Annotated in this window: 27 protein-coding genes; 14 read left to right on the top strand and 13 right to left on the bottom strand. The window is 35.5% G+C overall.

Annotation, left to right across the window (positions count from 1 at the left end):
* Positions 1-123: 123 nt before the first annotated feature.
* The 6 genes from KFE94_02910 to KFE94_02935 all read left to right on the top strand — a co-directional run bounded on the left by KFE94_02910 (position 124) and on the right by KFE94_02935 (position 5309).
* Complete coding sequence (locus tag KFE94_02910; protein UTW67080.1) at positions 124-1245, top strand: transglutaminase domain-containing protein; 1122 nt, start codon at positions 124-126, stop codon at positions 1243-1245.
* A 98-nt stretch (positions 1246-1343) separates the two neighbouring features.
* On the top strand, positions 1344-2390 hold the full coding sequence (locus KFE94_02915; protein UTW67081.1) for an alpha/beta hydrolase: 1047 nt from the start codon (positions 1344-1346) through the stop codon (positions 2388-2390).
* Entirely contained in the window at positions 2387-2923 is a 537-nt protein-coding gene (locus tag KFE94_02920) for a GNAT family N-acetyltransferase (GenBank protein UTW67082.1), read from the top strand. Before KFE94_02915 ends, KFE94_02920 begins: the two co-directional genes overlap by 4 nt.
* Positions 2924-2935: 12 nt before the next feature.
* Entirely contained in the window at positions 2936-3460 is a 525-nt protein-coding gene (locus KFE94_02925) for a DinB family protein (GenBank protein ID UTW67083.1), read from the top strand.
* 58 nt (positions 3461-3518) lie between these two features.
* The gene (locus KFE94_02930; GenBank protein ID UTW67084.1) at positions 3519-4250 is read left to right on the top strand and encodes a hypothetical protein; all 732 of its coding nucleotides are present in this window, start codon (positions 3519-3521) and stop codon (positions 4248-4250) included.
* A 153-nt stretch (positions 4251-4403) separates the two neighbouring features.
* Entirely contained in the window at positions 4404-5309 is a 906-nt protein-coding gene (locus KFE94_02935) for a hypothetical protein (GenBank protein ID UTW67085.1), read from the top strand.
* Positions 5310-5387: 78 nt separating this feature from the next.
* Here the strand turns inward: KFE94_02935 and KFE94_02940 are convergent, their stop codons facing one another.
* Complete coding sequence (locus KFE94_02940; protein ID UTW67086.1) at positions 5388-5738, bottom strand: RidA family protein; 351 nt, start codon at positions 5736-5738, stop codon at positions 5388-5390.
* Positions 5739-5957: 219 nt separating this feature from the next.
* Here KFE94_02940 and KFE94_02945 point away from each other — a divergent pair, with 219 nt between their 5' ends.
* The 4 genes from KFE94_02945 to KFE94_02960 all read left to right on the top strand — a co-directional run bounded on the left by KFE94_02945 (position 5958) and on the right by KFE94_02960 (position 10200).
* Positions 5958-7709 (top strand): amidohydrolase, encoded by a 1752-nt coding sequence (locus KFE94_02945; protein UTW67087.1) that lies wholly within the window; start codon positions 5958-5960, stop codon positions 7707-7709.
* A gap of 6 nt (positions 7710-7715) precedes the next feature.
* Positions 7716-8885: a hypothetical protein gene (locus KFE94_02950; protein UTW67088.1), complete on the top strand. Its 1170-nt coding sequence runs from the start codon at positions 7716-7718 to the stop codon at positions 8883-8885.
* 63 nt (positions 8886-8948) lie between these two features.
* Positions 8949-9461, top strand: coding sequence for a M23 family metallopeptidase (locus KFE94_02955; GenBank protein ID UTW67089.1), 513 nt, complete (start codon positions 8949-8951; stop codon positions 9459-9461).
* A gap of 163 nt (positions 9462-9624) precedes the next feature.
* Entirely contained in the window at positions 9625-10200 is a 576-nt protein-coding gene (locus KFE94_02960; GenBank protein ID UTW67090.1) for a DoxX family protein, read from the top strand.
* 59 nt (positions 10201-10259) lie between these two features.
* On the opposite strand, the gene KFE94_02965 is transcribed toward KFE94_02960, so the two are convergent.
* Positions 10260-10811 (bottom strand): hypothetical protein, encoded by a 552-nt coding sequence (locus KFE94_02965; GenBank protein ID UTW67091.1) that lies wholly within the window; start codon positions 10809-10811, stop codon positions 10260-10262.
* Positions 10812-10907: 96 nt separating this feature from the next.
* Between KFE94_02965 and KFE94_02970 the strand changes: the two genes are divergently transcribed.
* From KFE94_02970 to rplS, 3 genes are all read left to right on the top strand, one after another.
* Entirely contained in the window at positions 10908-11690 is a 783-nt protein-coding gene (locus tag KFE94_02970; GenBank protein ID UTW67092.1) for a hypothetical protein, read from the top strand.
* Between the two features lie 24 nt (positions 11691-11714).
* Positions 11715-12392, top strand: coding sequence for a tRNA (guanosine(37)-N1)-methyltransferase TrmD (trmD, locus tag KFE94_02975; protein ID UTW67093.1), 678 nt, complete (start codon positions 11715-11717; stop codon positions 12390-12392).
* A 128-nt stretch (positions 12393-12520) separates the two neighbouring features.
* Positions 12521-12871, top strand: a complete 351-nt coding sequence (rplS, locus tag KFE94_02980; protein UTW67094.1) for a 50S ribosomal protein L19 — start codon at positions 12521-12523, stop codon at positions 12869-12871.
* A 78-nt stretch (positions 12872-12949) separates the two neighbouring features.
* Here rplS and KFE94_02985 read toward each other — a convergent pair whose 3' ends face one another.
* The 4 genes from KFE94_02985 to guaA form a co-directional block, all read right to left on the bottom strand.
* Complete coding sequence (locus KFE94_02985) at positions 12950-13426, bottom strand: hypothetical protein (GenBank protein ID UTW67095.1); 477 nt, start codon at positions 13424-13426, stop codon at positions 12950-12952.
* Positions 13416-13955 carry a DUF4920 domain-containing protein gene (locus KFE94_02990; protein ID UTW67096.1) on the bottom strand — a complete coding sequence of 180 codons (540 nt, stop codon included), beginning with the start codon at positions 13953-13955 and terminating at the stop codon, positions 13416-13418. Before KFE94_02990 ends, KFE94_02985 begins: the two co-directional genes overlap by 11 nt.
* A gap of 19 nt (positions 13956-13974) precedes the next feature.
* Positions 13975-15747, bottom strand: coding sequence for a LysM peptidoglycan-binding domain-containing protein (locus KFE94_02995; protein UTW67097.1), 1773 nt, complete (start codon positions 15745-15747; stop codon positions 13975-13977).
* 84 nt (positions 15748-15831) lie between these two features.
* Entirely contained in the window at positions 15832-17364 is a 1533-nt protein-coding gene (gene guaA / locus KFE94_03000; GenBank protein ID UTW67098.1) for a glutamine-hydrolyzing GMP synthase, read from the bottom strand.
* Between the two features lie 136 nt (positions 17365-17500).
* Here guaA and KFE94_03005 point away from each other — a divergent pair, with 136 nt between their 5' ends.
* On the top strand, positions 17501-19627 hold the full coding sequence (locus tag KFE94_03005) for a lamin tail domain-containing protein (protein UTW67099.1): 2127 nt from the start codon (positions 17501-17503) through the stop codon (positions 19625-19627).
* Between the two features lie 76 nt (positions 19628-19703).
* Here KFE94_03005 and bshC read toward each other — a convergent pair whose 3' ends face one another.
* The 7 genes from bshC to rpmB all read right to left on the bottom strand — a co-directional run bounded on the left by bshC (position 19704) and on the right by rpmB (position 25251).
* Positions 19704-21293, bottom strand: a complete 1590-nt coding sequence (gene bshC, locus KFE94_03010) for a bacillithiol biosynthesis cysteine-adding enzyme BshC (GenBank protein UTW67100.1) — start codon at positions 21291-21293, stop codon at positions 19704-19706.
* 77 nt (positions 21294-21370) lie between these two features.
* Positions 21371-22186: a 3'(2'),5'-bisphosphate nucleotidase CysQ gene (gene cysQ / locus KFE94_03015; protein ID UTW67101.1), complete on the bottom strand. Its 816-nt coding sequence runs from the start codon at positions 22184-22186 to the stop codon at positions 21371-21373.
* A 31-nt stretch (positions 22187-22217) separates the two neighbouring features.
* Positions 22218-23534 carry a 30S ribosomal protein S12 methylthiotransferase RimO gene (gene rimO, locus KFE94_03020; GenBank protein ID UTW67102.1) on the bottom strand — a complete coding sequence of 439 codons (1317 nt, stop codon included), beginning with the start codon at positions 23532-23534 and terminating at the stop codon, positions 22218-22220.
* Positions 23535-23543: 9 nt separating this feature from the next.
* Positions 23544-24503 carry a signal recognition particle-docking protein FtsY gene (gene ftsY, locus KFE94_03025; protein ID UTW67103.1) on the bottom strand — a complete coding sequence of 320 codons (960 nt, stop codon included), beginning with the start codon at positions 24501-24503 and terminating at the stop codon, positions 23544-23546.
* Positions 24504-24641: 138 nt separating this feature from the next.
* Entirely contained in the window at positions 24642-24794 is a 153-nt protein-coding gene (locus KFE94_03030; GenBank protein UTW67104.1) for a DUF4295 domain-containing protein, read from the bottom strand.
* A 16-nt stretch (positions 24795-24810) separates the two neighbouring features.
* The gene (gene rpmG / locus KFE94_03035) at positions 24811-24996 is read right to left on the bottom strand and encodes a 50S ribosomal protein L33 (GenBank protein UTW67105.1); all 186 of its coding nucleotides are present in this window, start codon (positions 24994-24996) and stop codon (positions 24811-24813) included.
* 15 nt (positions 24997-25011) lie between these two features.
* The gene (gene rpmB, locus KFE94_03040) at positions 25012-25251 is read right to left on the bottom strand and encodes a 50S ribosomal protein L28 (GenBank protein ID UTW67106.1); all 240 of its coding nucleotides are present in this window, start codon (positions 25249-25251) and stop codon (positions 25012-25014) included.
* Between the last annotated feature and the right edge of the window lie 34 nt (positions 25252-25285).

Here is a 25285-nt window from a genome sequence, read left to right on the forward strand (position 1 = left end):
TAAAGGGGCCAAGGCCCCTTTTTTTATTTTAGAAACAAATCATTGACCCAAATAAAAACTCCGTGCAACATTTTAAAATTATCCCGGTCAATAGAAGTATTAACACTTTAAACAATACTATAGATGAAATTCAATTTATTGCTGACTATCTTACTATGTGCTCAAACCTTGCTGGCTCAAAATCAAATTCCGATAATTAATGCCTCTTCCCTTCAAGTGGATATCAAAGAAGATGATCAACGCTATAATAACGCCTGGACCATTGTACCTGAAACTAAACCGGATGTTTTTAAAACCTCAGCAAAAAGAGTCTCATTCTATACCGATCAGGATTCAATTTCGTTTGATGTAGAACGCAATAAAAAATATGATTTTATCATTCTGGTAAACGGAAAAGATTCGGCATATACCCAAATCTTATGGGAACCTTCAAAACTGGAAATTCTTACCAATGGAGCTGCTTACAATTATTCGGATGATCGATTTATCCCTCAATTCACATATCAGGATCAAAACTCACCTGAACTCAAACGAATTCGAACAGAACTCAAACTAGATTCTATTGCAGGAAAAGGAAATGAACTTTCTCAAATCTTCAATTTAATGCACTGGGTTCATGATTTGGTTGAACATGATGGCAGTAGTAACAATCCTGCGTTAAAAAATGCTGTTGACTTAATCAAAGTATGCCAGACGGAAAAACGCGGAGTCAATTGCAGAATGATGGCTACCATTTTAAATGAATGCTACCTGGCCATGGGGATCAAATCTCGTTACATTACTTGTATGCCCAAAGAGACACAATTTGATGATTGTCATGTCATCAATATGGTATATAGTACAGAGTTAAATAAATGGTTGTGGATGGACCCTACCTTTGATGCATATGTAATGGATGAAAATGGGAATCTATTGGGTATTCAGGAAGTCCGTGAAAGATTGGTAAAAGGCCAACCTTTAGTACTTAATGCCGATGCAAATTGGAATAGAACGAGTTTACAAACCAAAGAACACTATTTGGATTATTACATGGCTAAAAATCTCTATCGTCTGGAAACACCATTAAACAGCATGTACAATACCGAGACCACAGAAAAAGGTAAAGAAATTATTTATGTAGAACTTTTACCATTAGATGGTATTGAACAGACACCACAAAAAGTGGAAAAAACGGGTAAGAAAAGTGGAGTTAAATATATCACGTATAAAACCAACAATCCGAATTTGTTTTGGGTAAAACCTTGATTCGGTCCTAAAAATATTTAATAACGAATCTTAAAATATAAATGCAAATACTCAAATGAATATATCTTTAGCCCATTATTATACTCCATTGGAAATAGATGCACATCACATTTAAACGATTACTTTTTTTATTCCTACTCCCGCAAATATCCTGGGCCCAGAATCCTGATCAAATTGATTTTAAATCAAAGTTTGATCAAGCAGTAGCAGATTATCAAAAATTTGAATCTGATCATGGGCATTATATCCAAACCCCAAATGTCAACATGCACTACTCTACCTGGGGAAATCCACAGGATACACCTCTTGTTTGGGTACACGGTTCTTACCAAAACTCCACAGAGATTTTAGAAATTGTAGATCGTTTGGTTGCTGCACATATTTATGTAATTGCCATTGATTATTACGGCCACGGACTTACAGATATACCAGATAAAGATGTTTCAATTTATCATGTTGCTGATGATATCGATTATTTGTTAGATCATCTGCACATCGATCAAACCATCATTGGAGGATGGTCTAGAGGAGGAACTATCGTCTCTGCATTTTACGACAGCTACCCGGAAAAAGTTAAAGGAATCATTCTGGAAGATGGAGGTTCGGCCAATTGGCTTCTTCCCCGTCAAATGTTATCTCAGGAAGAGGTAAAAAACTGGTATACAAAAATGTCACAGTATATGAATCATACAACATTTGAAACTCAATTTGACGCGTTCAAACATTATTACAAAGAACAAGATTCAGACTCACAATTTTGGCGACTGGCTTATATCAAATCCAATGAAAATGATTTTTGGGCTTGGAATTTAGGATTATCCGAATGGTTAGAAGAAAGTACGATCGAAGATGGCGTAAATGGAGTATTCAGAACAAGCACCTGTTCTCAGTTTAAAAGCTCCACGTTATTTCTTCAACCGTTAATCGTATACCGAAACCTAGATGTTCCAATGTTAATTTTCGATCCAACTAAAGACGATGCAAACGGCTTTATGAATCTTACAAAACAAAATCAACAATTAAAATCTGCGCATCCGGAGCTAATTACATATCTGGTTTACGTAGACGCAAGTCATTCGGTACACTATCAACAACCCGACAAGTTTACCACTGACGTCCTGGCTTTCATAAATAGTTTAAAATGACACCGATCATATTTAATACCGACAGATTAGAAGTCAGAGAACTTCAACCATCCGATAAAGATTTCTTTATTGAATTATTGTCGGCACCGGAAATCATTAATCCGATACCTCAACCACAATGGTCTACAGAGGATATTTTAAAAAAGTTCGAATCGTCAATAAACTATTCCCCTTCTCCTGAATTATGTAATCAGGTGATTTGGGGCATTTATGAAACTGATAAAACAGAATTAATTGGTCTGTGCGCACTTCTTACCAATGACCTGAACCAAAGGGGAATTGGTTATCGATTTAGAAGTACTTATTGGGGTCAAGGTTACGGTACTGAAATCACAAAAGGTATGATCAGCTTTTGTTTTTCCAACCTGGGAATACCAATGCTTACTGCTGATGTGAATATTGAAAATCTCCCATCCGTTAAAATTCTGGAAAAATTCTTCCATCCAGCCCAGGAGTTCTATAATGACAAGGATCATTGTACAGATAGACGTTACGAATTAAGAAAATCAGATTGGTCAAATTCAACAACCTAAAATCTAAAGCATATGAATCAAATTGAGTTAATCAAATATCAAACTGAAGACGCCTACCGATGGGTGAATAAAATCGTTGAAAGTATCCCTTTTGAAAAATGGAATGAAATTCCTGAGCATTTAGATACACATGTATCCTGGCAGGTGGGACATTTATTATTGAGTTTTAACTTCCATACGATCATGGTTATTCGTGGCCACCAAACTGACCTTTATCAAAAATTCCCAATTCAATTGTATGCCAGGTTATTTGTCAAATCAGCGCCACACGAATCTGTTGGACAGACCGACCCGGAAGCTTTACTAGATCATTTAAAAATTGTTCAGGAAAAATCAATTGAAATTATCTCGACACTTTCGGATGATGAATTATATGATGCACTAGAGCCAACTGATGTCCCACATCCCCTTGCTAAAAATAAATTGGAAGCATTGGACTGGAATATTAAACATACTATGTGGCATTGTGGGCAACTGGGAATTGTAAAACGAATGGTTGATCAACGAATTGACTTTGGGTTAAAGGATCGTCCGTAATTATATTATTTGACTTCGGACTTTTATGAATACAGGTCAAACTCTCTAAAACAAGAAGATGAAACATTTTATTCCCATAATTTTCCTAATTATCTCCAATATAGCCAATGCTCAATCTGAATCACGAATTGAAAAATTCAGAAATCTTGAACCCGATATTTGGTTAAACATATGGGACGAAGACCATTCAGAAGAAAATATCAAAGTTCAAAAATTAAATTATGATGAAATACCCAAATATCTAAACTTTAGAGGTACAGTTGTAGAAGCTTTGAAATGGTATGATAAATCTGGAGAAAACATCCTTATTCAAACAGTAACAGGTCACTTTAAATGGAAAGATTATTATCCTGACACAACAGAGTATATGCTTCAAGATAAATCTGAATTATATGCATATCTATTCCATAAAAGTATAACCTCTCAAACGTTTAAACCCAAATGGAGACTCTACGATTTTACTGAGTGCTTTGGTGTTGACTGGTATACCGGTTTTATTCCAAAAGCAACTACAATCACGGACTTAGACGGTGACGGACTTACCGAAATCAGTATTCCATATGTATTAATCTGTAGAGGCGGTGTTGATCCAGGAACAATGAAAATCATAATGTATGAAGGGAGTTCTAAATATGCACTTCGTGGCTCTACGATGGTGGCTTGTGAAAGTCAGTATTCTTTTGGAGGAGAATTCCAGCCAAGTAAAAATCTAAATGATCAAAAAACATTTCTCAATTTCTTGATCGGACATTGGAATCTCAATAAATGTGAAAATGATAGATTCCATTGATATAAATGTACAAGCTTTCTTTTAGGCTTAGAGGATCGTTCTTAAGTAATTTCACCACAGCATAAAACAGGTGTTTTCAACGTTTTAATTCGAAATCCTATCTGGTAATTTTAGAGCGGATAATTGAATTTATCAATCATTAAATCAATCCGCATGATTTCGCGCGTAATAACATCACCAAAACAGAAAGCTGATCAAAACACTAATCCTACTGCTCAAAGAAAGAGCCTTCCTAAGATAGGTTTCAAAAACAATCGTGTGGAATCAGTTGCCCAAAGGAAATTGCATCAATCTATTCATAATAGTTCTCCGGTAACACAGTTAAAAAATCAGGTGATTCAACTTCAGTCTAAAATCAATTACGGACCGTTAAACGATATGAAAGCCGGAGACTATAACATAAAGGTTGGCAGTAAAGTAGATGCACATCTTGATCCAGCAAAACCACTAACCGGAAGTGATACTTCCGGTTTTTCTGGATGGGGAAAAAACTTTTATACTGACATGAAAGCACTCACAAATGATAGCTGGGTGGCTGGACATCTAATTAATCACGACCTGGGAGGTCGTGGAGTTTTACATAACTTTTTCCCAATAACAAAAAAAGCCAATAGCCTTCATCTTCATGAGGTGGAGTATCCTGTTAAAGGATGGATCTCTGATGGTCATACTGTGGATTACTCCGTATCTGCATGGAAAAAAGATGGCGCAGATAATCCAAACCCCTCAGGATATTTTGATTGCACTGCCGAAGTCACAGCTCCTGCATCCGGAAAGTCAAAACCAGGAAAAATTCATAAGCAAATTCAATCCCTAACAACTAAATTTGATGATAAACGTGCAAAATATGCCTATTTCGATGATAATAAAATTACCGAAAGAAAACGAAGAGGTGTTCCCTTAGCCTGGTTACACGAAAGAGGAGGGAAAACAGATCGAGATTACGAAAAAGAATTTGGAACCGGAAGTTGGTGGAATAGTAATGATACAACTAAATCATCATTTTTTGGAGGCGAATTTGGTAGCGATGAAGATTCTTCTGATGAACATGAAGACTAAAATGTCGCATTACAACTCACATAAATATAGGAGCTAATTCTTGTCACATTTAATATCCAGTACCTCTCACATTCCATACTATCTCTTCGCTGCAATTACAGACATCTCAACAAGTAATTCCGGGCGTGCCATTCGTGCTTCTACACATGCTCTTGCCGGTTGAGTCCCTTCTTCCACCCAGACATCCCAGACTTCATTCATGGCGGAAAAATCTTTCATATCTCTTAAATAGATGGTTACCGACAGAATATGTTTTTTATCCGACCCTGATTTTTCAAGTAATTCTTCAACTTTCTCTAAAGTTGTAATAGTTTGTTCTTTAATATCTTTAGAGGCATCTTTTGCAGTTTGACCGCATAGATATATTGTTCCGTTGTGTTCAACTATTCTACTCATTCTAGGAGTTGAATCTGTTCTGATAATTTGCATTTACTTCTGATTTTGTAACAGGTCAAATCTAAAAAATAATACCGCCTTAAAAACCCGATAATATCTGATTATAATCATATCTCATTCATAATCCATTCAACAGAACACCTTTAATCTATGAGGTAATCTGAGTGCAATAGATCTTATTCACTTTTGACGTATGTCATCTAAATTCCGTATCTTATCTCCCTCAATTTCAATTTTATCAAATCAAAAAGTATGTGGGTATCACGTTTTCTTAGTATCGGTTTATTATTTCTACTCTTTTCTTGCTCTAATCCGAATACGCCTATTGCAGACCAAATTTTTACAAATGGAAAAATTTATACGGTCAATGAAGCGCAACCCTGGGCCGAAGCAATTGCCATCAAAGGGAATAAAATCATTTTCGTAGGCGCTTCTGAAGATGTTAAATCATATTCAGGAAAAGAAACTCAAACAACAGATTTGAATGGTAAGATGATCCTTCCTGGTTTTGTGAGTGGCCATGATCATCTTATTGCATCAAACTGGACAAAAGCCGGGGTCAATTTATTTCCAGCTAAAAACAAAGAAGAATACCTCGCTTTAATAAAAGAATACGCGGAAGCACACCCTGATGATGAATTTATCTATGGTTATGGTTGGAATTATACTTCCTACGGTACAGAAAGACCAACAGCTGCAGATTTAGATCTTGTTGTTCCTAATCAAAAAGCTATTCTATTTGACTTTACCATTCATGATGCCTGGTTAAACTCTAAAATGCTTGAAGCTGGTGGAATCGATAAGAACACGGTAGATAAACAACCAGGATTTAGTTATTGGGTCCGTGATCCGGAAGGAAATCCTACCGGAAATTCAGTTGAACTTTCATGGATGGAAGCTTATAGTAATTCGGGAGCCTGGAATAAAGATGAACTACTGGTTAATAGTCAAAAAGAATTATATGACCGAGCGGCTACGCAGGGCTGGACGGCTATTTTAAACCTGGGTTTGGTTACCCCTAATATCTCCACATACGAAGAATACTTTGAGGACAATAAATACGCTATGCAACATCTTCAAAATCTGGATGATTCCGGAATGCTTAAACTAAGAACTTTCACGCATTATCTTTTCAAGAATGGAAGTATTCCTATTCAGGATATTATTGAAGCTGCTCAAAAACTGAAAAACACGTATAACTCTGACATGGTACGAATGCAAGGAATTAAAATCCACCCCGAAGCCAATTGGGGAACACATACCTCTTTAATGATTGATCCGTATACCGACCGTCCAGACTATCACGGTATTAATGGCATAGCTCCCGAAATAGTTCAGGAAATGGTTATTGCAGCCAATAAACAAGGATTTGATGTTTCGGTTCATGCTGATGGTAGCGCAACAATTCATACCACAATAAATGCGTTTGAAGCTTCACAAAAAGCGGGACAAACAAACTCCAGAAACTCTCTTCAACATTTTGCGGTTGTTCACCCAGATGATATGAAGCGTGTAGGAGAATTAGACATTCCTGTGAACTTAACTCCTATTTGGAGAACTGATTGGGGGAATACTTATCAATTAGCCATGGACAAACTGGGAAAAGATCGTACAGAATATTATTACCAACAATTACGAACTGCTTTTGATTTAGGTGTTAAAGTAAGTATTTCTGCAGATGTCCCTTCCACTCCATCTCAAGAAGCAGGTGCTTTATTTTTAATTGAATCTGCAATGACTCGAATGAATCCTAACGACCCAAATTCAGTTCCATTCCCTCCGGCATCTCAAGAAATTACTTTGGAACAAGGGATCAAAGGGGTAACAATATACCCCGCCTGGCAAGTCAGAATGGAAGACAAAATCGGATCTCTTGAAGTGGGTAAATATGCCGATTTAGTCATTCTTGAAAAGAACTTATTTGACGTAAATCCGGGAGAAATAGCTGATGTTCAAATTCTTGCTACAATGGTCAATGGAAAATATACGCATCAGCTTAAATAAATATCATTGAAAAAATATCGTCTTATTTTATTACTGTTGGTATGGTATCAAATATCGTATGCTCAAAATGATACCACGCATATTATTCAAAAGCCAAATGTATTTGAAGCCATAGAAAGTTCACGTATTTCATCTGAAAATACCAAATCTGGTAAAACCAACTTTGAACATTGGAGCTATTCGACCAAACCACACGCGATTGTTGGATATTTGGGTTCCATATTTCAAGGGGGATTTTCTAACGAAAAATCAAGTTCAAATTGGCACTATGATATAGGCGCCATCTATCGAGGTAAATTGATCAATTCAAAAGCATACAAACTCAATATTCATGCCTGGGTAGAACATACTAATTTATTAGGAGGTTCAGCACCCAAAAAGTTTGCAAAGGATTTACAGATGTTTTCCGTCACAAATGCATCAGACGCATCAAACGCCAGTTTCTCATTAGAGTATTTACATATTGAAAACTTCTTTTTTGATGGTTTTTGGGATGTCTCGGTAGGTAAATTAGAACCTCTGTTTTACATGACCTTTGCAGATTATAGCGGATGGGATAAACTTACTTTTTTTAGTAAAACAACTGCATCGGATCCTGTTCCTGACATGGATGGCGCTTTTGGTTTTTATACGGAACTTAATTTCTCTGATCATATTTCTATCGGAGGTCAAATCATTGACGACAACCCAAGAAACGAATATCTGGATCCAGCAAACTTCTTTTTAAACACCAGCTATGCGTATCAGGGTTTTGTACGTGTTAGTATCCCTTCTCAGAAGAAACTATACAGTTCACACGTGTTTGATGTGTATTCTTATGAATCCAGTTCAGAAAAATCAAGCGGAAACGGATGGATTTATGTGGGAAATCAAGGATTGACCAAACGATTCATTCTTACAATGAAACTATCCAATGGTCAGGGCCGAATTCTATCTTACAATGGTGCTTACAGCGCTGGTATAGTTCTACTAAGACCCTTTAATCGCGCTGGTGAACAATTTGGTGCAGCACTCCAGATAAATGAATTAAAAGAGCAATACGAGTATGGTATAGATTCTTATTATAAGTTTTTTCTTTTTGAATGGATCACGGCTTCGGTTAATACCCAACTATATTACACCAAAAACAAAAAACTGGCTTTTATCCCGGGAGTCCGAGTGATGATGACCTACTAAACGTATACAATCTCAATCGATAATTTAAGTTTATACTTCTGTACTAATTCAAAACCATTCAAGTTGAAAAGAAGAAAAAAGGTTCTTATGGGCATTCTTATAATTGGGTCAATTGGCTTTATTATTCCTCAAAATTTGAAAATGCCTGTTCAGGGAGCTACGAAATCAGATTATAACTTAAAATCATTCTGGTTCTATCCCTGGGGTAAATCAATTACGCATAAAGGAGTTGATATTTTCGCTAAAAAGGGTACCCGGATTAATTCTGCCACGTGGGGTATTGTAATATACTCCGGAAACATCAGCATGGGTGGTAACTTTGTCCTTGTATTGGGTCCTAAATGGAGATTACATTATTATGCCCATCTAAACGAACTAAAAACTTCCCCACTCTCACTAGTCAATAAAAACACTGCTATTGGTACTGTTGGTGATAGTGGTAATGCATCGGGAAAATCACCACACTTACATTATTCTATCGTCACATTAGTTCCATATGTTTGGAGAGCTGATCAAGATCGACAGGGGTGGAAAAAAATGTTTTATTTGAATCCTATTACATATCTTGAACAATAACCTTTTCGTCCTGTTTATTGAATCCTTTTCATTTTAATGACTTGAATAGATTGCAACTTTTTGTAAATCAAACTTATTTGTATCTGACCCGACAATTCATCGCTAAGAGGTATCTTATGTTTGTATCATCCAAACGGCACCATTATTCATCAACTAATTCATTATGGAAAAGATCAAACAAACGATTCAAACATTCAAAAATCTCTTAGATCAAATGCAAGATATTCCCTTGCTTGCTATTCGTTTTTTGCTTGCATTAGGTTTTTATTTCCCCGCAATGGAAAAGTGGAATAACATGGAAGCAACTATCGCATGGTTTGGAAACGAAGATTGGGGATTAGGATTGCCTTTTCCGGAACTTCAGGCCTATCTCGCTGCTACCACTGAAATTTTAGGCGTTTGGATGTTAATCTTCGGAATTGGAACAAGATTGATCTCTATCCCTCTAATTGGTACCATGGTAGTCGCAATTCTAACCGTACATATTGATCATGGTTGGTATGTGATCGGACAATCTGCCTTGAACCCGGAAATAGCAGAACGAATTGGAGCTGCTAAGGGTATTTTAAAAGAACATGGAAACTACAACTGGTTGACAGATAAAGGTAGTTTCGTGATTTTACAAAATGGGGTTGAAACAGTAGTTACCTATATCATATTACTCCTTACGCTAGTTACTAAAGGTCCTGGCAGGATTAGTCTGGATTACTTCGTAGAAAAAAAGCTTTTTGATAAATAGTAGTTCATTACATTTATCTACCTCCACACAAAAAAGCCTTGAGATATCTCGGGGCTTTTTTATTTCCTTTTCATAATCTTCCTGATTTGCATTAAGAGTTCTCCCTGATCTTTTGCATTTAAATGCACTCCTATTCCGACACTCTTACCGATATAATCAAATACGATTTGCTCGTTGCCGACAATCCAAAAAGACTTGTTTAAGGCTGCATTAATCGATTTTTGATCGGTCTTTACTTTTCGAACATCTTTTATATTTTCACGTGTATATCGCTGTACTTTTCCGTAAGAAAAAACCGACTTCTTGATATACCATTCATTTGGGGTGATCTTAATCAATTCAAATCCATAGGTTTTATACAACCAACTATACAATACCTTAATCTCGAAGTAAAACCAAAAAACGATATACGTAATAAAGAAGAATAACTGCTCAGAAGTAAGCTTTCCGGAAAAAACATAATAGACCACGTATAACCCTGTAAAAGTCCATAGTACCAACCATCCCAACAAAGCATGATTCATCCACCCTTCGGTCTTTCCTAAAATCTTAATGATCGTCTCTTTATCCTTTTTACTAACCGTTATTCGTTCCCCAATTGACAGCTTCATATAATTTTATTTTTGGAATACTTATTGTTTCATCTCAAAACTTATTTTTGCGAAGTATTCAACACGCCAAAAGTGGCACTTTAAATTGTTATGACCATGAAAATTCAGTCTGTAGTTCAACGTTTATCAATTAGTTTTTTGTTTCTAATCGTATTCTCATTTAATGCAACATCGCAGGTTGCAGGAGCTAAACATGAAAAATTAATTGACCTATACGTAATGGGCCGATTCGAAGACTGTATGTTGAAGGCTCAGAAAATGACACTTAATGATAAGTACAAAAGTGAAAGTGAACCTTATTTATGGGTAGCTATGTGCCTGATCGAATTAACTAAAGATCCTGAATTAGAGGAATTCTATCCTGAGCAAAAAACAATCAAAGAGGCCATTAAATATGGCGTGAAGTTCAAAAAGAAAGACGATAAACTTAAGAGCAAAGATCAGGATTACATTTTTGACCAAAATGTTGATTTTGTATACGAGCTTATTGAAATGGCTTTGATTGAAGGTAAAAGTCAACTGGCTGCAGACAGTTATTCAAAAGCATCATATTTCTATAAATTAGCTGCTAAATTAGATCCGGAAAATCAAGAGCTTCAGTTAATGAATGGTGTGGTATACCTTTACAATAAAAATAGAGAAGGTCAGGATTTTGTGGATTCAGCAATGGACTACTTCAAGGCGCAGGCTGAAGTTGGAGGATTTGAAGTAAACCCTAAATCAGAAAGAGCATTTGTAGATGGATTTTACTATTATTCTCAATATTTAGAGTCTAAGGGACAGGCGGATGAAGCTTTTAAAGTAATTGCATTAGCTGTGAAATTAGATCCGGAAAACCAGAAGTTTATTCAACGCTATAAGCAGTTAAGCGGAGAGTAACCTCAAAACTTCTTCTCATATCAGATGCGTATAGATATTGTTACGTTATTTCCTGAAATTTTTAATGGTCCGTTTTCAGAGTCTATCGTAAAACGAGCAATTGAAAACCAAATTGTTTCGATTCATTTTCATAATCCGAGAGATTATAGTCAAAACAAACACAAAAAGGTAGATGACTATCAATTTGGTGGTGGTGCAGGAATGGTCATGATGGTTGAGCCTTTAGCTTTACTGTTGGATGAGCTATTAAATGAACGAACTTATGATGCGGTCATATATATGACCCCAGACGGCCATCGACTGGAGCAAAAGGATTTAAATCAGTACTCTTCTTTTGATAACATTATTATCATCAACGGTCATTACAAAGGAATTGATCAAAGAATCCGAGATCATTATGTGACTCACGAAATCTCCATTGGAGATTATGTTCTTTCCGGAGGAGAATTAGCTACTTCGGTTTTTTGTGACGCTTTGATTAGACTAATTCCTGGAGCTATTGGTGATGGTACTTCGGCTTTATCAGACTCTTTTCAAGATGATTTGTTGGCTCCACCTGTGTATACGCGTCCGGCAGAATTTAGAGGTTGGAAAGTTCCGGAAATACTTACTTCCGGAAATTTAAAAGCCATTGATGACTGGCGTCATGAGCAAGCCGTCTCAAAAACCTTGGAGCGAAAACCATGGATGCTTAAAGATTAAGTGTATAGCACTTAAAAAATATTCTTTGTTTTTGTCAAAAAAACATTCACATCACCTAACATATTAAATAATATTTTGTATTATTGCACCCCCAAATTTAATGGGTTGAAATTATTAAGATTAGAAAAATGAATCCGAAAGTACAACAAGCTGCAATTAGCAACGTAGAGATAAAAGAACTTCCAAGTTTTAAAGCGGGTGATACCATTACTGTTAACTATAAAATTAAAGAAGGTAACAAAGAAAGGGTTCAGCCTTACCAAGGTGTTTGTATCAAAAGAACTGGTGAAGGTCATACAGCAACATTTACGGTTAGAAAAATTTCAAATGGTGTAGGTATTGAAAGAATTTTCCCTATCTCATCTCCATTCATTGAAGGAATCGAAGTAAACAAAGTTGGTGTAGTAAGAAGATCTAAAATCTATTACTTAAGAGAAAGAACTGGTAAGTCAGCTAGAATTAAAGAAAAAAGAATGTAATTATACATTTAATCATACAATAAAAAAGGTCAGACAAATGTCTGACCTTTTTTATTGCGTTATATTTTGATTCCCCAATTAAGGAACCAGTTTTAATCTGTTAATCTTTTTTATAGGGCCAGGACAAAACGATTGATGACAATGGACACAAGCGTTCATTACTTCATTATAATGCGCTATATCCTGCGATTGCTTAAAACCATCAAGCTTATTTAACCAAACATTGGCAAATCCATAAAACTGTTCATTTAAATCTTCAGGATTAGTCGCTTTTGCATTCAACATACGCTCATAGCCCTTCAATAATGAATCAGGAACTAACTCTTTTTGATCCACCATTTCACCCACCACAGTCATATTCGCATACATCTCACGCATGACCTGTGCCAATTCACTTGGTTCGTATAAAACTCCTTTAGAGGCTTTCTTAGTCTTTGCTTTTTCCTCTATATTAGGAACTTCGGATTCCTTCTTCTGAGCAGGCTCAGAATTACATCCCATTCCAACAAATAAGATAGCCGCTAAAGAATACAGTTTTATGTTTCTAGTTAACATAAACTCCGGTAGCCTCGTAAGACAATGTAATAATTGGCTCTGTAATTTTATCAATAGAGTCCTGGCTTGCATTCGCATCCATAGCATAATGCTTCAACTGCTCCACAGATAGAGTATCGTAATATAAAACACCGTTCAATACTGTTTCATGACCTTTTGAATCAAGAGGTACAAAAAAGTCGTAATCTTTAAACGAAACTCTGATATCCTGATCACCGGCAGTTACGTTCATCCAACATCCTTTCTTTTTACAATTCTCTGTAATGGTCGATGCAAATGCGATTTCCTTTGGGTTACCATCAAAGCTTTTGATCAATTCAATCACATCCTCCTCGGAAGACAATTGGTTTTTATCGAATTCTTGTCCGGCAAAATACGGGTATACCGACTCTTCTGCTTTTTCATCTTCAACCGCCTCAGCCACTTCTACATGTTCTGCCTGCTCAGTTGTATTTTGTGTTTGATTTTCTGTATTGCTACAAGAGATTCCCAATAATACCAATGGGAGTACATACAAGATCTTTTTCATTTGGTTCGAAATAATTTGTTTATTCCGCCAAATTTAATTGATATTCATGATTCCTAAGGATAAATCCACCTTGATTTTCATACCCGCTATCCTCTCCGATTTTGACAAAATCCATTTTAAAGGATAATCCTTCATTTTTATGATTTTCGATATAGTCTTGCCAATTTCCTTTAGACTCATAAATCGCAGGTACAAAATACATCCCGATATCAAATGCAGACCAGGTATGATTAGAAGGGTCAGTGAAATATAAAGCTCTGTATTTCTCAATTACCTGAATTACTTTTTCATCCTGATAATCTACGAATTGCTGAGCAGGATATGTCACATCTAACCCCATTAAATAATCGAAATCAATACTTGAAAATTTTTGCCAACTATCAATTCCTAACACAGACACTTGAGTGGATTCATCCTCAAACCCATAAAAAGCAGACATTGATGAAGAAACAAAAGCCTCATCACTACTAATTACCGCAACATAATTATGCGCTCCTTGTTTCATGTATTTCTTAAAATTGTATACTGAAGGTTGCCAAATTCGATGTATCGGAATGGAATCTCCAACAGTATTACTCAAGTATTTTTGGAAGATTTGTGCATACCTTTTATCCTTCTGGGCACCTCCGTATATAACCGTAATGGTCGAATCTGCATACATGCGCCCCATGTATTTAGACATTCGGATGATTTGTGCTGGGGATGATGCGTATGACTTTATCACATACTTATTATCTAATAATAATCTGGATGAAATTTTAACTGGGCTTACAATAGGAACCCCAAGTTTCTTGGCTTGATCTGCAAATAACTTAAAATTTGTTTGGAATAACGGCCCAACAAATAAATGATAGCTTTCTAATTCCTTTTTGGCCAGTATCTCCTTACACACATTTGTATCGTTTTGTGTATCGTAGTAATCCACCTCAACATAAAATCCTAAAGATCTTAACGAATCCATTGCCAAATCATAGCCTCTCATAAAATCTAACGAGATCTTCGTCAAACCATAAAGATTCATGGCTTCTTTTTCTTCATTCTCTTCAACAGCTTCTTCCTCTGCCTCTTCTTTTAAATTCTTCGCGGTACAAAATGGTAAAAATACCCCGACTCTTATAGTGTCCTTAACCAATAATACTCTGGTTAAAGAATCTCCAATTACTTGAGTGGTATCTTTGTCCTTAACATAGTTTGGGTTTAATATTGGAATTCGAATAGTACTTCCGATTTGCAATCCTTCGGAAAGGCCATTGTTTACCATCTGAATAGAATCAGAACTTACACCATACTTCTGTGAAAGTGCATATAATGTTTCTTTAGGTTGCACTGTATGTAGTAATAATGAATCTTCCTCTGGCATTTGGAAATCTACTTCAGTACTCGTAGAGTCTGCAGAAGGGATTACCGGAATTTTTAATCTCATCCCAATTTTCAATCCTTCTTCTAATTCAGGGTTTAATTTTATAAGCTCCTCAGTTGAAATCTCATACTTTTTTGTCAAAGCATAAAGCGTCTCTTTTTTTAACACTTCGTGATAAATAGTATCTCCACTAATTTCTACTTCTGACTTCTTAGCTTCCTTTTTATTGACTTTATTCATTGGAATTCGAATAGACTGCCCTATTCGAATTCCAAACTCTTCTATATCTTGATTCGCACTTTTGATATCTTCCACCGAAACAGAATATTTCTTTGAAATTGCGTAAAGTGTCTCTCCTTTCTTCACCACATGAATTATATATTCTAATCCATCTGTTTTAATTGTAGCAGGTTCTTGTGCCGAGATCTCCATAAAAGGATTTAAACACAATAACAAACACACGCTTATCGAAATAATATTCTTCATTCTCAATATCAAAATTAACTATCTATGATCCTACTCCCATTCAATAGTAGCTGGTGGCTTTGAACTGATATCATATACCACTCTATTAACCCCCTGAACTTTATTGATAATGTCGTTAGACACTTTTGCCAAAAACTCGTAAGGCAAATGTACCCAATCTGCCGTCATTCCATCCGTAGACTCTACAGCTCTCAAAGCCACAGCATTCTCGTAGGTTCTTTCATCTCCCATAACCCCTACAGATTTCACCGGTAATAAAATAGCTCCAGCCTGCCACACCTTATCATACAACCCATTAGATTTCAATCCATTGATAAATATTGCATCGACTTCTTGCAACAAGCGTACCTTTTCTGCTGTAATATCCCCTAAAATACGAATTGCTAAACCTGGTCCTGGAAAAGGATGACGTCCTAACAATTCATCTGATAAGCCCATCGCTCGACCTACACGTCTTACCTCATCCTTAAACAGACTCCTTAACGGTTCCACAATTTTCAATTTCATAAAGTCCGGCAAACCACCTACATTATGATGCGATTTAATAGTTGCTGATGGACCGCCATTTACAGAAACAGACTCAATCACATCCGGATAAATGGTTCCTTGAGCAAGCCAAACAACATCCTCGATTAAATGCGCCTCTTCATCGAAAACTTCAATAAACGCGTTTCCAATCGCTTTTCTTTTCTTTTCAGGCTCTTCCAGGTTAGCTAATGCATCATAAAACTTGTTACTGGCATCTACCCCTTTCACATTTAACCCTAGACCTTGATATTGCTCTAATACACTTTTAAACTCATCCTTTCTAAGTAAACCGTTATTTACGAAAATGCAATATAGATTCTGTCCAATCGCTTTGTGTAACAACATAGCAGCCACAGAAGAATCTACACCACCGGAAAGACCTAACACCACTTTATCATTTCCAAGTTTTTCTTTTAACTCAGCAACCGTGCTATCCACAAAAGAATCGGGAGTCCAATCTTGAGAACATCCACAAACATCAACCAGGAAGTTTTTCAAAAGAATGGAACCTTCAGTTGAATGATATACTTCAGGATGAAATTGAATTCCAAAAATATTCACGCCATCAAATTGGTAACCCGCAACTTTGACATCCTCAGTACTACAAATCACTGTAGCTCCATTTGGTGGAACATTAATGGTATCACCATGCGACATCCACACTTGAGAATTATGAGAAATCCCTTTCATCAAAACATTCTCGCTATCCACAAATGATAAATTCGCACGGCCATATTCTCTGGTTTTAGATGGATAAACATCTCCGCCATGTGTTTGCGCTAAAAATTGTGCCCCATAACACACACCTAAAAGTGGCAAATTTTCAGGAATCTTATCTAATTCTGGAACCGGATGGTCAGCATCCCTAACGGAGGAAGGACTACCTGAAAGAATTACACCTTTTGTATCAGCATCTAATTCAGGAATTTTGTTGAATGGATGTATCTCGCAGTAGATATTCTGCTCTCTAACACGTCTTGCAATTAACTGAGTATATTGCGAACCGAAGTCTAAAATGATGATTTTTTCTTGCATGCGCAAATGTAAAATTCTCGTAGAAATCTACTTATACTCTTAGTTATCTTTAATTACATTATTTATATATATTTCCATTTTAGGCATATAAATGTTACATTTGCAGGTAATTAATTTCTGAACAAAACAAACTACTATGATCAAAACACTTACAAAAAAAGCCGCACTAGTACTATTATTATTTATTCCGTTGGCTCAGATGGCTCAAACGGTTGTCATTTCGGAAGTTGGTTTTAGATCATCGGCTTCTAGTGATGATTATGTTGAATTATATAATACTACTGGATCAGCGATTAATCTTAACAACTATACATTAGTTCCTTCTGTAGGATCTACTGTTACAATAACCGGTACAATTCCTGCGAATGGATTTTTCATTATCGCTAAAAATACAGCTCAAGCAAGTTTTGAATCTTCATGGGGCGTTACGCTTGGTGCTTCTGTAGGTTATTACAATTCTGGAAATGTTTTATCGACCACAAGTGGAGTTACCTTTACTTTAAACGATGCTTCAGCAACTGCCTTAGATAATACTACCGGCTATGGAATCACACCCGGAACTAGATTATACCAATGTCCTGTAGGTTCTTTTTTAGGGAATAATCAATCAAATACCAGTATTTCTGATTGCAATCCTGGAAGTGTTGAATCTTTGAGTGTAGATGATCTTACTCACTGGACTGTGAGTATCTATAATAATACATGGGATGTTCCAAGAATTAACCACGTAACTCCAACCGAAAACCTAATCATTAAAAATGAGGCATGGACTCCTGCTCCAAGTGATTTGGTTAACGATGTTTATATCAGCAATTCATCTTATATAAATATTACTACTAGTGCCGTGACCGTTGGTGGTAATTTATATATCAATGATAATGGCAGTGTTCGTATCACAAGTACGGGTAGTTTATCTGTTACGGGTACTGTTTATCATACTATGACTGGGGAAAATACAAATAATAAATACAATGTTTGGTCTACACCATTTAGTTCTACGACAGATATTTTAGGAACATTTACAGGTGTCAACCCTTGTGATGTCTACACATTTCAGGCAACAACGCAAGAGTGGAAAAGTGACTATAGTGTACCTTTTAGTACAACATGTAATGGTAATTCTGTTACATTTCAGAGTGCTAATGTAATCTCGTCTCCTGAGGGAACTCCAGATGGAAATATGGATGTTGGTAGAGGTTATTTTATTCCTGGAGATGCTAGTAATACGACTAGAACTTTATCTGGATCTAGTTTAAACAATGGAAACATCAATGTTTCTGTTTATGGTTCTAGTGTTTCCGTTGCAGGAGGAAATGACTGGAATATTGTTGGGAATCCTTATCCAGGTGGTTTATGGATTAATCAATTTCTGCAAAATGCAAATAATGCTAGTTTAATCAATGCTGTTTACATCTATAATGGTAATAGTGGCGCTTATGAGACATATAATCCAACTTCAGGATTTGTTATTTCAGCTTGTCAAGGATTTTTTATTAATGCAGTCTCTACCACAGATGGTTTATTAGGATCTTTGAATTTCACCAATAGTATGAGATCTAGATACTCTACTACTTTTAGAAATAGTAATCAAACTATCTATATTTCTATGACAGCACCTCAATTTTCTGACAATATTCAAATTGTCCTAGATCCAAATAGTTCGGATGGATTGGATCCAGTTCATGATGCGTTTAAATTACCTAATCCAAACAACTTTAATTTAGCGACTTATATTGATACTGAGTTATTTGTTTTTAATGGTATTAAACCAATTGAGGAAAATCAAACAAAAACTGTAAGAGTCTATGTTCAGACTCCAGATGCAGGAAACTATGAAATCAATATTGATTCGTTAAACATGATTGGGGCTAATATTGATGTGGTATTAGAGGATAAGGTTAATGGAAGTTTTACAAATTTGAAAAATTCAAATTACGCCTTTTCAACTGCTCAATCCGAAACATTCGACAATCGCTTTTTCTTGCATTTAACAAACAACGTAACTTCAGTTAGTGAGTTAACAAATGAGCTAAATGTTTCCATCTATACTACAGATGGTTTTGTCAATGTAAATGCGTTAGGCAAAACGAATATTGATAAAGTTGAAATCTATGATGTTTTAGGTAAAATTACTTACCTATCAAACAAATCAAATAATTCTCACATTATCAATGTTGAGGAATACCAATCAGGGGTTTATTTTGTAAAAGCTTATGGAGAGAATGGTAAGCTATCTACTAAAAGAATCTACATTAGTAACTAATGTTATCCAGAAAATAAAACAAAAAAAGAGCCGCTAATGCGGCTCTTTTTTTGTTTTATTAATTCGAATAATTACGTCATATATGTATTAATGATATAGTTCTATCGAAACTATCTGATTGTTGATAGAGCATATCAATAAAACCCGTTCCATATTTTCTTAGCATATCAACCACATTTACTCTTCTTTCCTGAAAAACATTCCCTGGGAAAACTTCTTCTCGAATAGTATCTACTAAATTTACTTTATCTACATGCTGTTTTTTCACAGATCTATAAATGCTCTTTTCAAGTTTTGAGAGTTCATTAAAGATTTTCTTTTGTCTGGCATTTACCGAATGTTCAATATTTTTATCAACACCTCTAACTTTAGATATCAGCAGCTCTGTTTCCTTTTTAAGTTCTTTTTTATATTGTACAAAATCTTCCCCTAATGGGATGTCATCCGCTAATATCAATTTAAGTAGTTCCTCTTTCTTTAAAAACAAACTCTCCCACGGTATATTATACTTTCCGATCTTCTTTAATACGCTAGAACTTAAAATTGCATAAGAACTTCTAATCTGTAATAATGGATAAGATACATTGTAATGATTAAAAAGAGATCTTAACTCTAACCAATACGCTAATTCTGCTCCTCCACCAATATACATTATATTAGGCAAAACAATCTCCTGATAAAGAGGTCTCAAAATTACATTGGGACTAAACCTCTCCGGATACTTTTTTAGCAAAGTCAATATCTCCTCTTGTGTAAAAATGATGTCTGTATTAACTACTTCAAATCCCGATTCAGTTTTTACAATTCGTTCACGCAAATTTTCCGTAGCATAAAATAAATTAAGTTCTCTAGGATTAACCTGGGCTTTAAACTCTTTAGAAAATGATTCGATTGATTCTGAAACCAGCTTATAAGAATTAGTCTCTAATAATTCTTTTTCAACTATTCCAGCGAATCGCTTTTTCAAATTAGGACTATTACCATCAACTATAATTAAGCCATAGTCCTGAAATAAAGAATTCACCAAACATCGTGTCGCTTCTGCAAGATTCTTTTTTCCTAAATACGCAGCCTTAAGACTATTTAATATCTCTTCATCAAACAACGAATCATCCAAGAGCTTTTTTAGCTGATCAAAAACGTTTTCAATCTTGTCCAATTTGAAATCACCAACCATTCCAAATTGGTTAGTATTCCATTGCACCTTTTCTCCAGATATATATGTATGATTGATTTCCTCAAAATCATGATCCTCTGTTGCCATCCAATACACTGGAACAAATGAGTAATCTGGATACATTTGATTCAAATCATCTGCAGTTTTTATCGCAGAAATAATTTTATATATAAAATACAATGGCCCAGAAAAAAGGTTGAGCTGGTGTCCGGTAACTACCGTATAACAATTTTCCTCTTTAAGATACTGAATATTCTTCGCAATTCTTTTTCCCAATTTGATTCCCGAATATTGACTTTCTAACTCTCTAACAAGCTCTAACCTATCACATGAGAGCATTTTTTTTCGCTGTCTGATTATTTCCGGAACACTTTCAGGTGTTGAGGGTAAATTATATAGATGTCGAACCGAATGGTCATCATTTAGATAAGCTCTGGTAATTTTAGACAACATTTTTGCCTGGTCATACGATATTGAAACCTTTGTCATATATGTTTTTGATCTTCGTAATCAAAAATAATCATTCGATAGATTGAAGTTGGATATTTTAGCCAGTTAACAAATCTTTATCCAATACTATTACAAACAATAAATGGTGGGTTTAATAACTCTGACTTATTATATCTTAATTCTTCCTTTGTAGTATAGTCCAAAACATAAAATCCTGCTGCCCTACAAATTGCATCACCAGCAGCAGTATCCCACTCCATTGTGGGGCTAAAACGTGGATACACATTTGCTTTTCCCTCCGCTATCATACAAAACTTTAAAGAACTACCTTTTGAGATCAATCCTACATTATTATGTTGCTTTTCCGCATCGGTAACATAATCAAGAATTCTATCGCTCATGTGTGATCTACTACTTACAATTACGTATTCATCACGAGAAGTCATTATAGGAAGTTTTACTATATCAACCCGGTCAACCTCATTAAGATTATTGGGGCAATTCTCAATTTTAAACGCACCATGAGATTTACTTCCAAAATACAAGGTTCGGCTCATAGGTACATAAATTATGCCCTCCACTGGAATATTATCTTCTATTAAAGCAATATTAACCGTAAACTCTCCATTCCGATTAATAAACTCTTTAGTACCATCCAAAGGATCTATTAACCAATAAGTTTTCCACTTCTTTCTTTCTTCAAATGAAACAGAGCGCCCCTCTTCACTTAAAATCGGAAGTTTAAATTGTGCATTTAGACACTTTTCTAAAATATTGTGAGATTCTTGATCGGCTATCGTTAAAGGACTATTATCTGACTTTAGTTCTGGTTCAAAATCATTTTTTTGATAAATCTCAAGGATTGCCTTTCCCGCATTTATTGCAGCCTGTAATACAGCTACTTTTTCAAAATAATCATTAACCCTACTCAAAATAAATCATTTACGAGCCTCAAGATAATCTTTATCTTGCTACAACACCAAACAAATCATAAGGTTCGGCATCTGTAATCTGTACATCTGCAAAATCACCGATCGATAGATAGTGTTCGTCATCCATGGTCACCCATACCTCATTATCCACTTCAGGCGAATCATATTCAGTTCTTCCAACGTAAAATCCAGATTCAATTCTATCTATAAGTACTCGAAGTGTATGTCCAATTTTGGATTTATTTTTTTCATGTGAAATCCCACTCTGTAACTCCATAATTTTGTCTACACGCTCTTTCTTCACCTCATCCGGGACATCATCCTCTAAATTAAATGCAGAAGTATTTTCCTCATGTGAATACGCAAATATCCCAAGTCTATCAAACTTCGTTTCCGCTACCCAGTCATACATTTCCTGAAAATCTTCTTCTGTTTCTCCAGGGTACCCTGCAATCAATGTTGTTCTCAAACCAATATTTGGAATACGCTCTCTTATCTCTTCAACTAAAGAAATCGTTTTTTCTTTAGTGATCATTCTTCGCATACTCTTTAACATTCTATTGCTAATATGCTGAAGAGGCATGTCTAAATAGTTACAAATGTTTGATTTTTCTTGCATCACATCCAAAACATCTTTTGGAAATGCTGACGGATATGCATAATGTAGTCTGATCCATTCAATGCCCTCTACTTCACTAAGCTCACGCAATAAATCAGCTAATTGTCTCTTCCCATTTAAATCAATTCCATAATAAGTAAGATCTTGTGCTATCAACAATAACTCTTTAGTTCCGTTTGCTGCCAACCGCCTCGCTTGTTTTTTTAATTCTGCTATTGGAGTAGATACATTCATTCCCCTCATAATTGGAATCGCACAAAAAGAACATGTACGATCACAACCCTCAGAAATTTTGAAATATGCGTAATGTGTAGGGGTAGTTAATAACCGTTCACCAACCAATTCTTTTTTATAATCAGCCTTTAGCGTTTTTAATAATCTTGGTAGTTCCTTGGTACCAAACCAGGAATCAACTTCCGGGATTTCCCCTTTTAAATCATCTGCATATCTTTCAGATAAACAGCCCATGACAATGACTTTCTCAACATCACCATTCTTTTTAGCGTCTACCCAATCTAAAATCGTATCAATGGACTCCTGCTTGGCATCACCTATGAAACCACATGTATTTATAACAACAGTATCCGCACCATAAGAATCTTCTTCGTGCCCCACACTGACATTTGAAGCTTTTAATTGCCCCATTAAAACCTCAGAGTCAAAGATATTTTTCGAACATCCTAGAGTGACAACGTTCACGGATGACGTACGCTTTTTACCTGTCTTCATGAATTATTGTTATTTCTTTCCTCCAAATAATGAATCAACAAATTCAAGCTTATTAAAAACTTGTAAATCATCAATACCTTCTCCTACTCCTATATATTTCACCGGAATTTGAAACTGATCTGAAACCCCAATAACGACTCCGCCTTTAGCCGTACCATCTAATTTTGTTACAGCTAATGAAGTCACTTCGGTTGCTTTTGTAAAGGCTTTAGCCTGTTCAAAAGCATTCTGACCAGTAGAGCCATCAATAACGAGCATGACATCATGTGGAGCATCAGCATGAACCTTTTTCATCACGTTTTTGATCTTTGACAGCTCATTCATCAGGTTAATTTTATTATGTAATCTACCAGCAGTATCTATAATGACAACATCAACATCATTCGCAACCGCTGAGGATATGGTATCATATGCCACTGATGCAGGATCTGCCCCCATTCCTTGAGATACAACTGGAATATCAGTACGTTCTCCCCAAATTTTGATTTGATCTACTGCAGCAGCTCTAAAAGTATCGGCAGCTCCAAGCATCACCTTTAATCCTTTACTTTTGAATTGATTGGCCAACTTACCAATCGTAGTTGTTTTTCCAACTCCATTTACACCTACCACCATGATCACGTAAGGACCTTCTACATTTGGAATTTCAAAATCATCTACTCCCTTAGAACCATTCTCTTCTAAAAGTTCAGCAATTTCCTCACGTAAAATTCTATTTAATTCTGAAGTTCCTACATATTTATCTTTTGCTACTCTTTCCTCAATTCTCTCAATCACCTTAAGAGTTGTTTCTACCCCCACATCTGAAGTTACCAATACCTCTTCCAAATCATCCAGCACTTCATCATCCACAGTATCTTTTCCCGCAACGGCTCTAGATATTTTAGATAAAAAACCCTCCTTGGTTTTTTCCAACCCTTTATCGAGTTTTTCCTTCTTTTCTTTAGAAAATATATTCAACCAACCCATATCAATATTATTTATTCCTACTTAATTCCCCCATTTAGCGACACAAATGTACATTGAAATCTATCTGAATTTAATAATTCAAAAAAAAAGCTTCTTTAGAAGAATCCAAAGAAGCTTTTCTGTAATTAATTTTCTTAATTATTTTGAGATGAACTCATTTACTTTGTCAGTTGGCACAAGTTTTTCTTCAAACATATATGCCCCAGTTTTTGGTGATCTAACTGTCTTAATAACTTTAGTAATGCTCTTTGCACCACCTTTACCTAACGTTGCTACTGTTTTCTTAGCCATTTCTTATAATTTAGGTTTATTTAATCTCTTTATGAACTGTCATTCTCTTAAGAATAGGATTGTATTTTTTCAATTCCATTCTGTCCGGAGTATTCTTTCTATTCTTAGTAGAGATATAACGAGATGTTCCTGGTAATCCAGAAGCTTTATGCTCTGTACACTCAAGTATTACTTGAACTCTATTTCCTTTTTTCTTTGCCATGATTCAATCTCCTTATTATCCTTTATAATAACCTTTTGCTCTTGCTTCTTTCAAACAAGCGGTAATTCCTTTTTTGTTGATGGTGCGAATAGCAGAAGTAGAAACTTTTAAAGTAATCCATTTATCCTCTTCCGGAATATAAAATTTCTTTAACTGAAGATTTGGTTTAAAAACTCTCTTAGTATGTGCACGTGAGTGAGAAACATTGTTTCCCGACATTCTCTTCTTTCCTGTTATTTGACAAATATTAGCCATCTTTTCTTCTTGTTATAATTCACCCTACTTATAA

It is taken from the genome of bacterium SCSIO 12643 (assembly GCA_024398135.1).
GTDB lineage: Bacteria > Bacteroidota > Bacteroidia > Flavobacteriales_G > Salibacteraceae > CAJXZP01.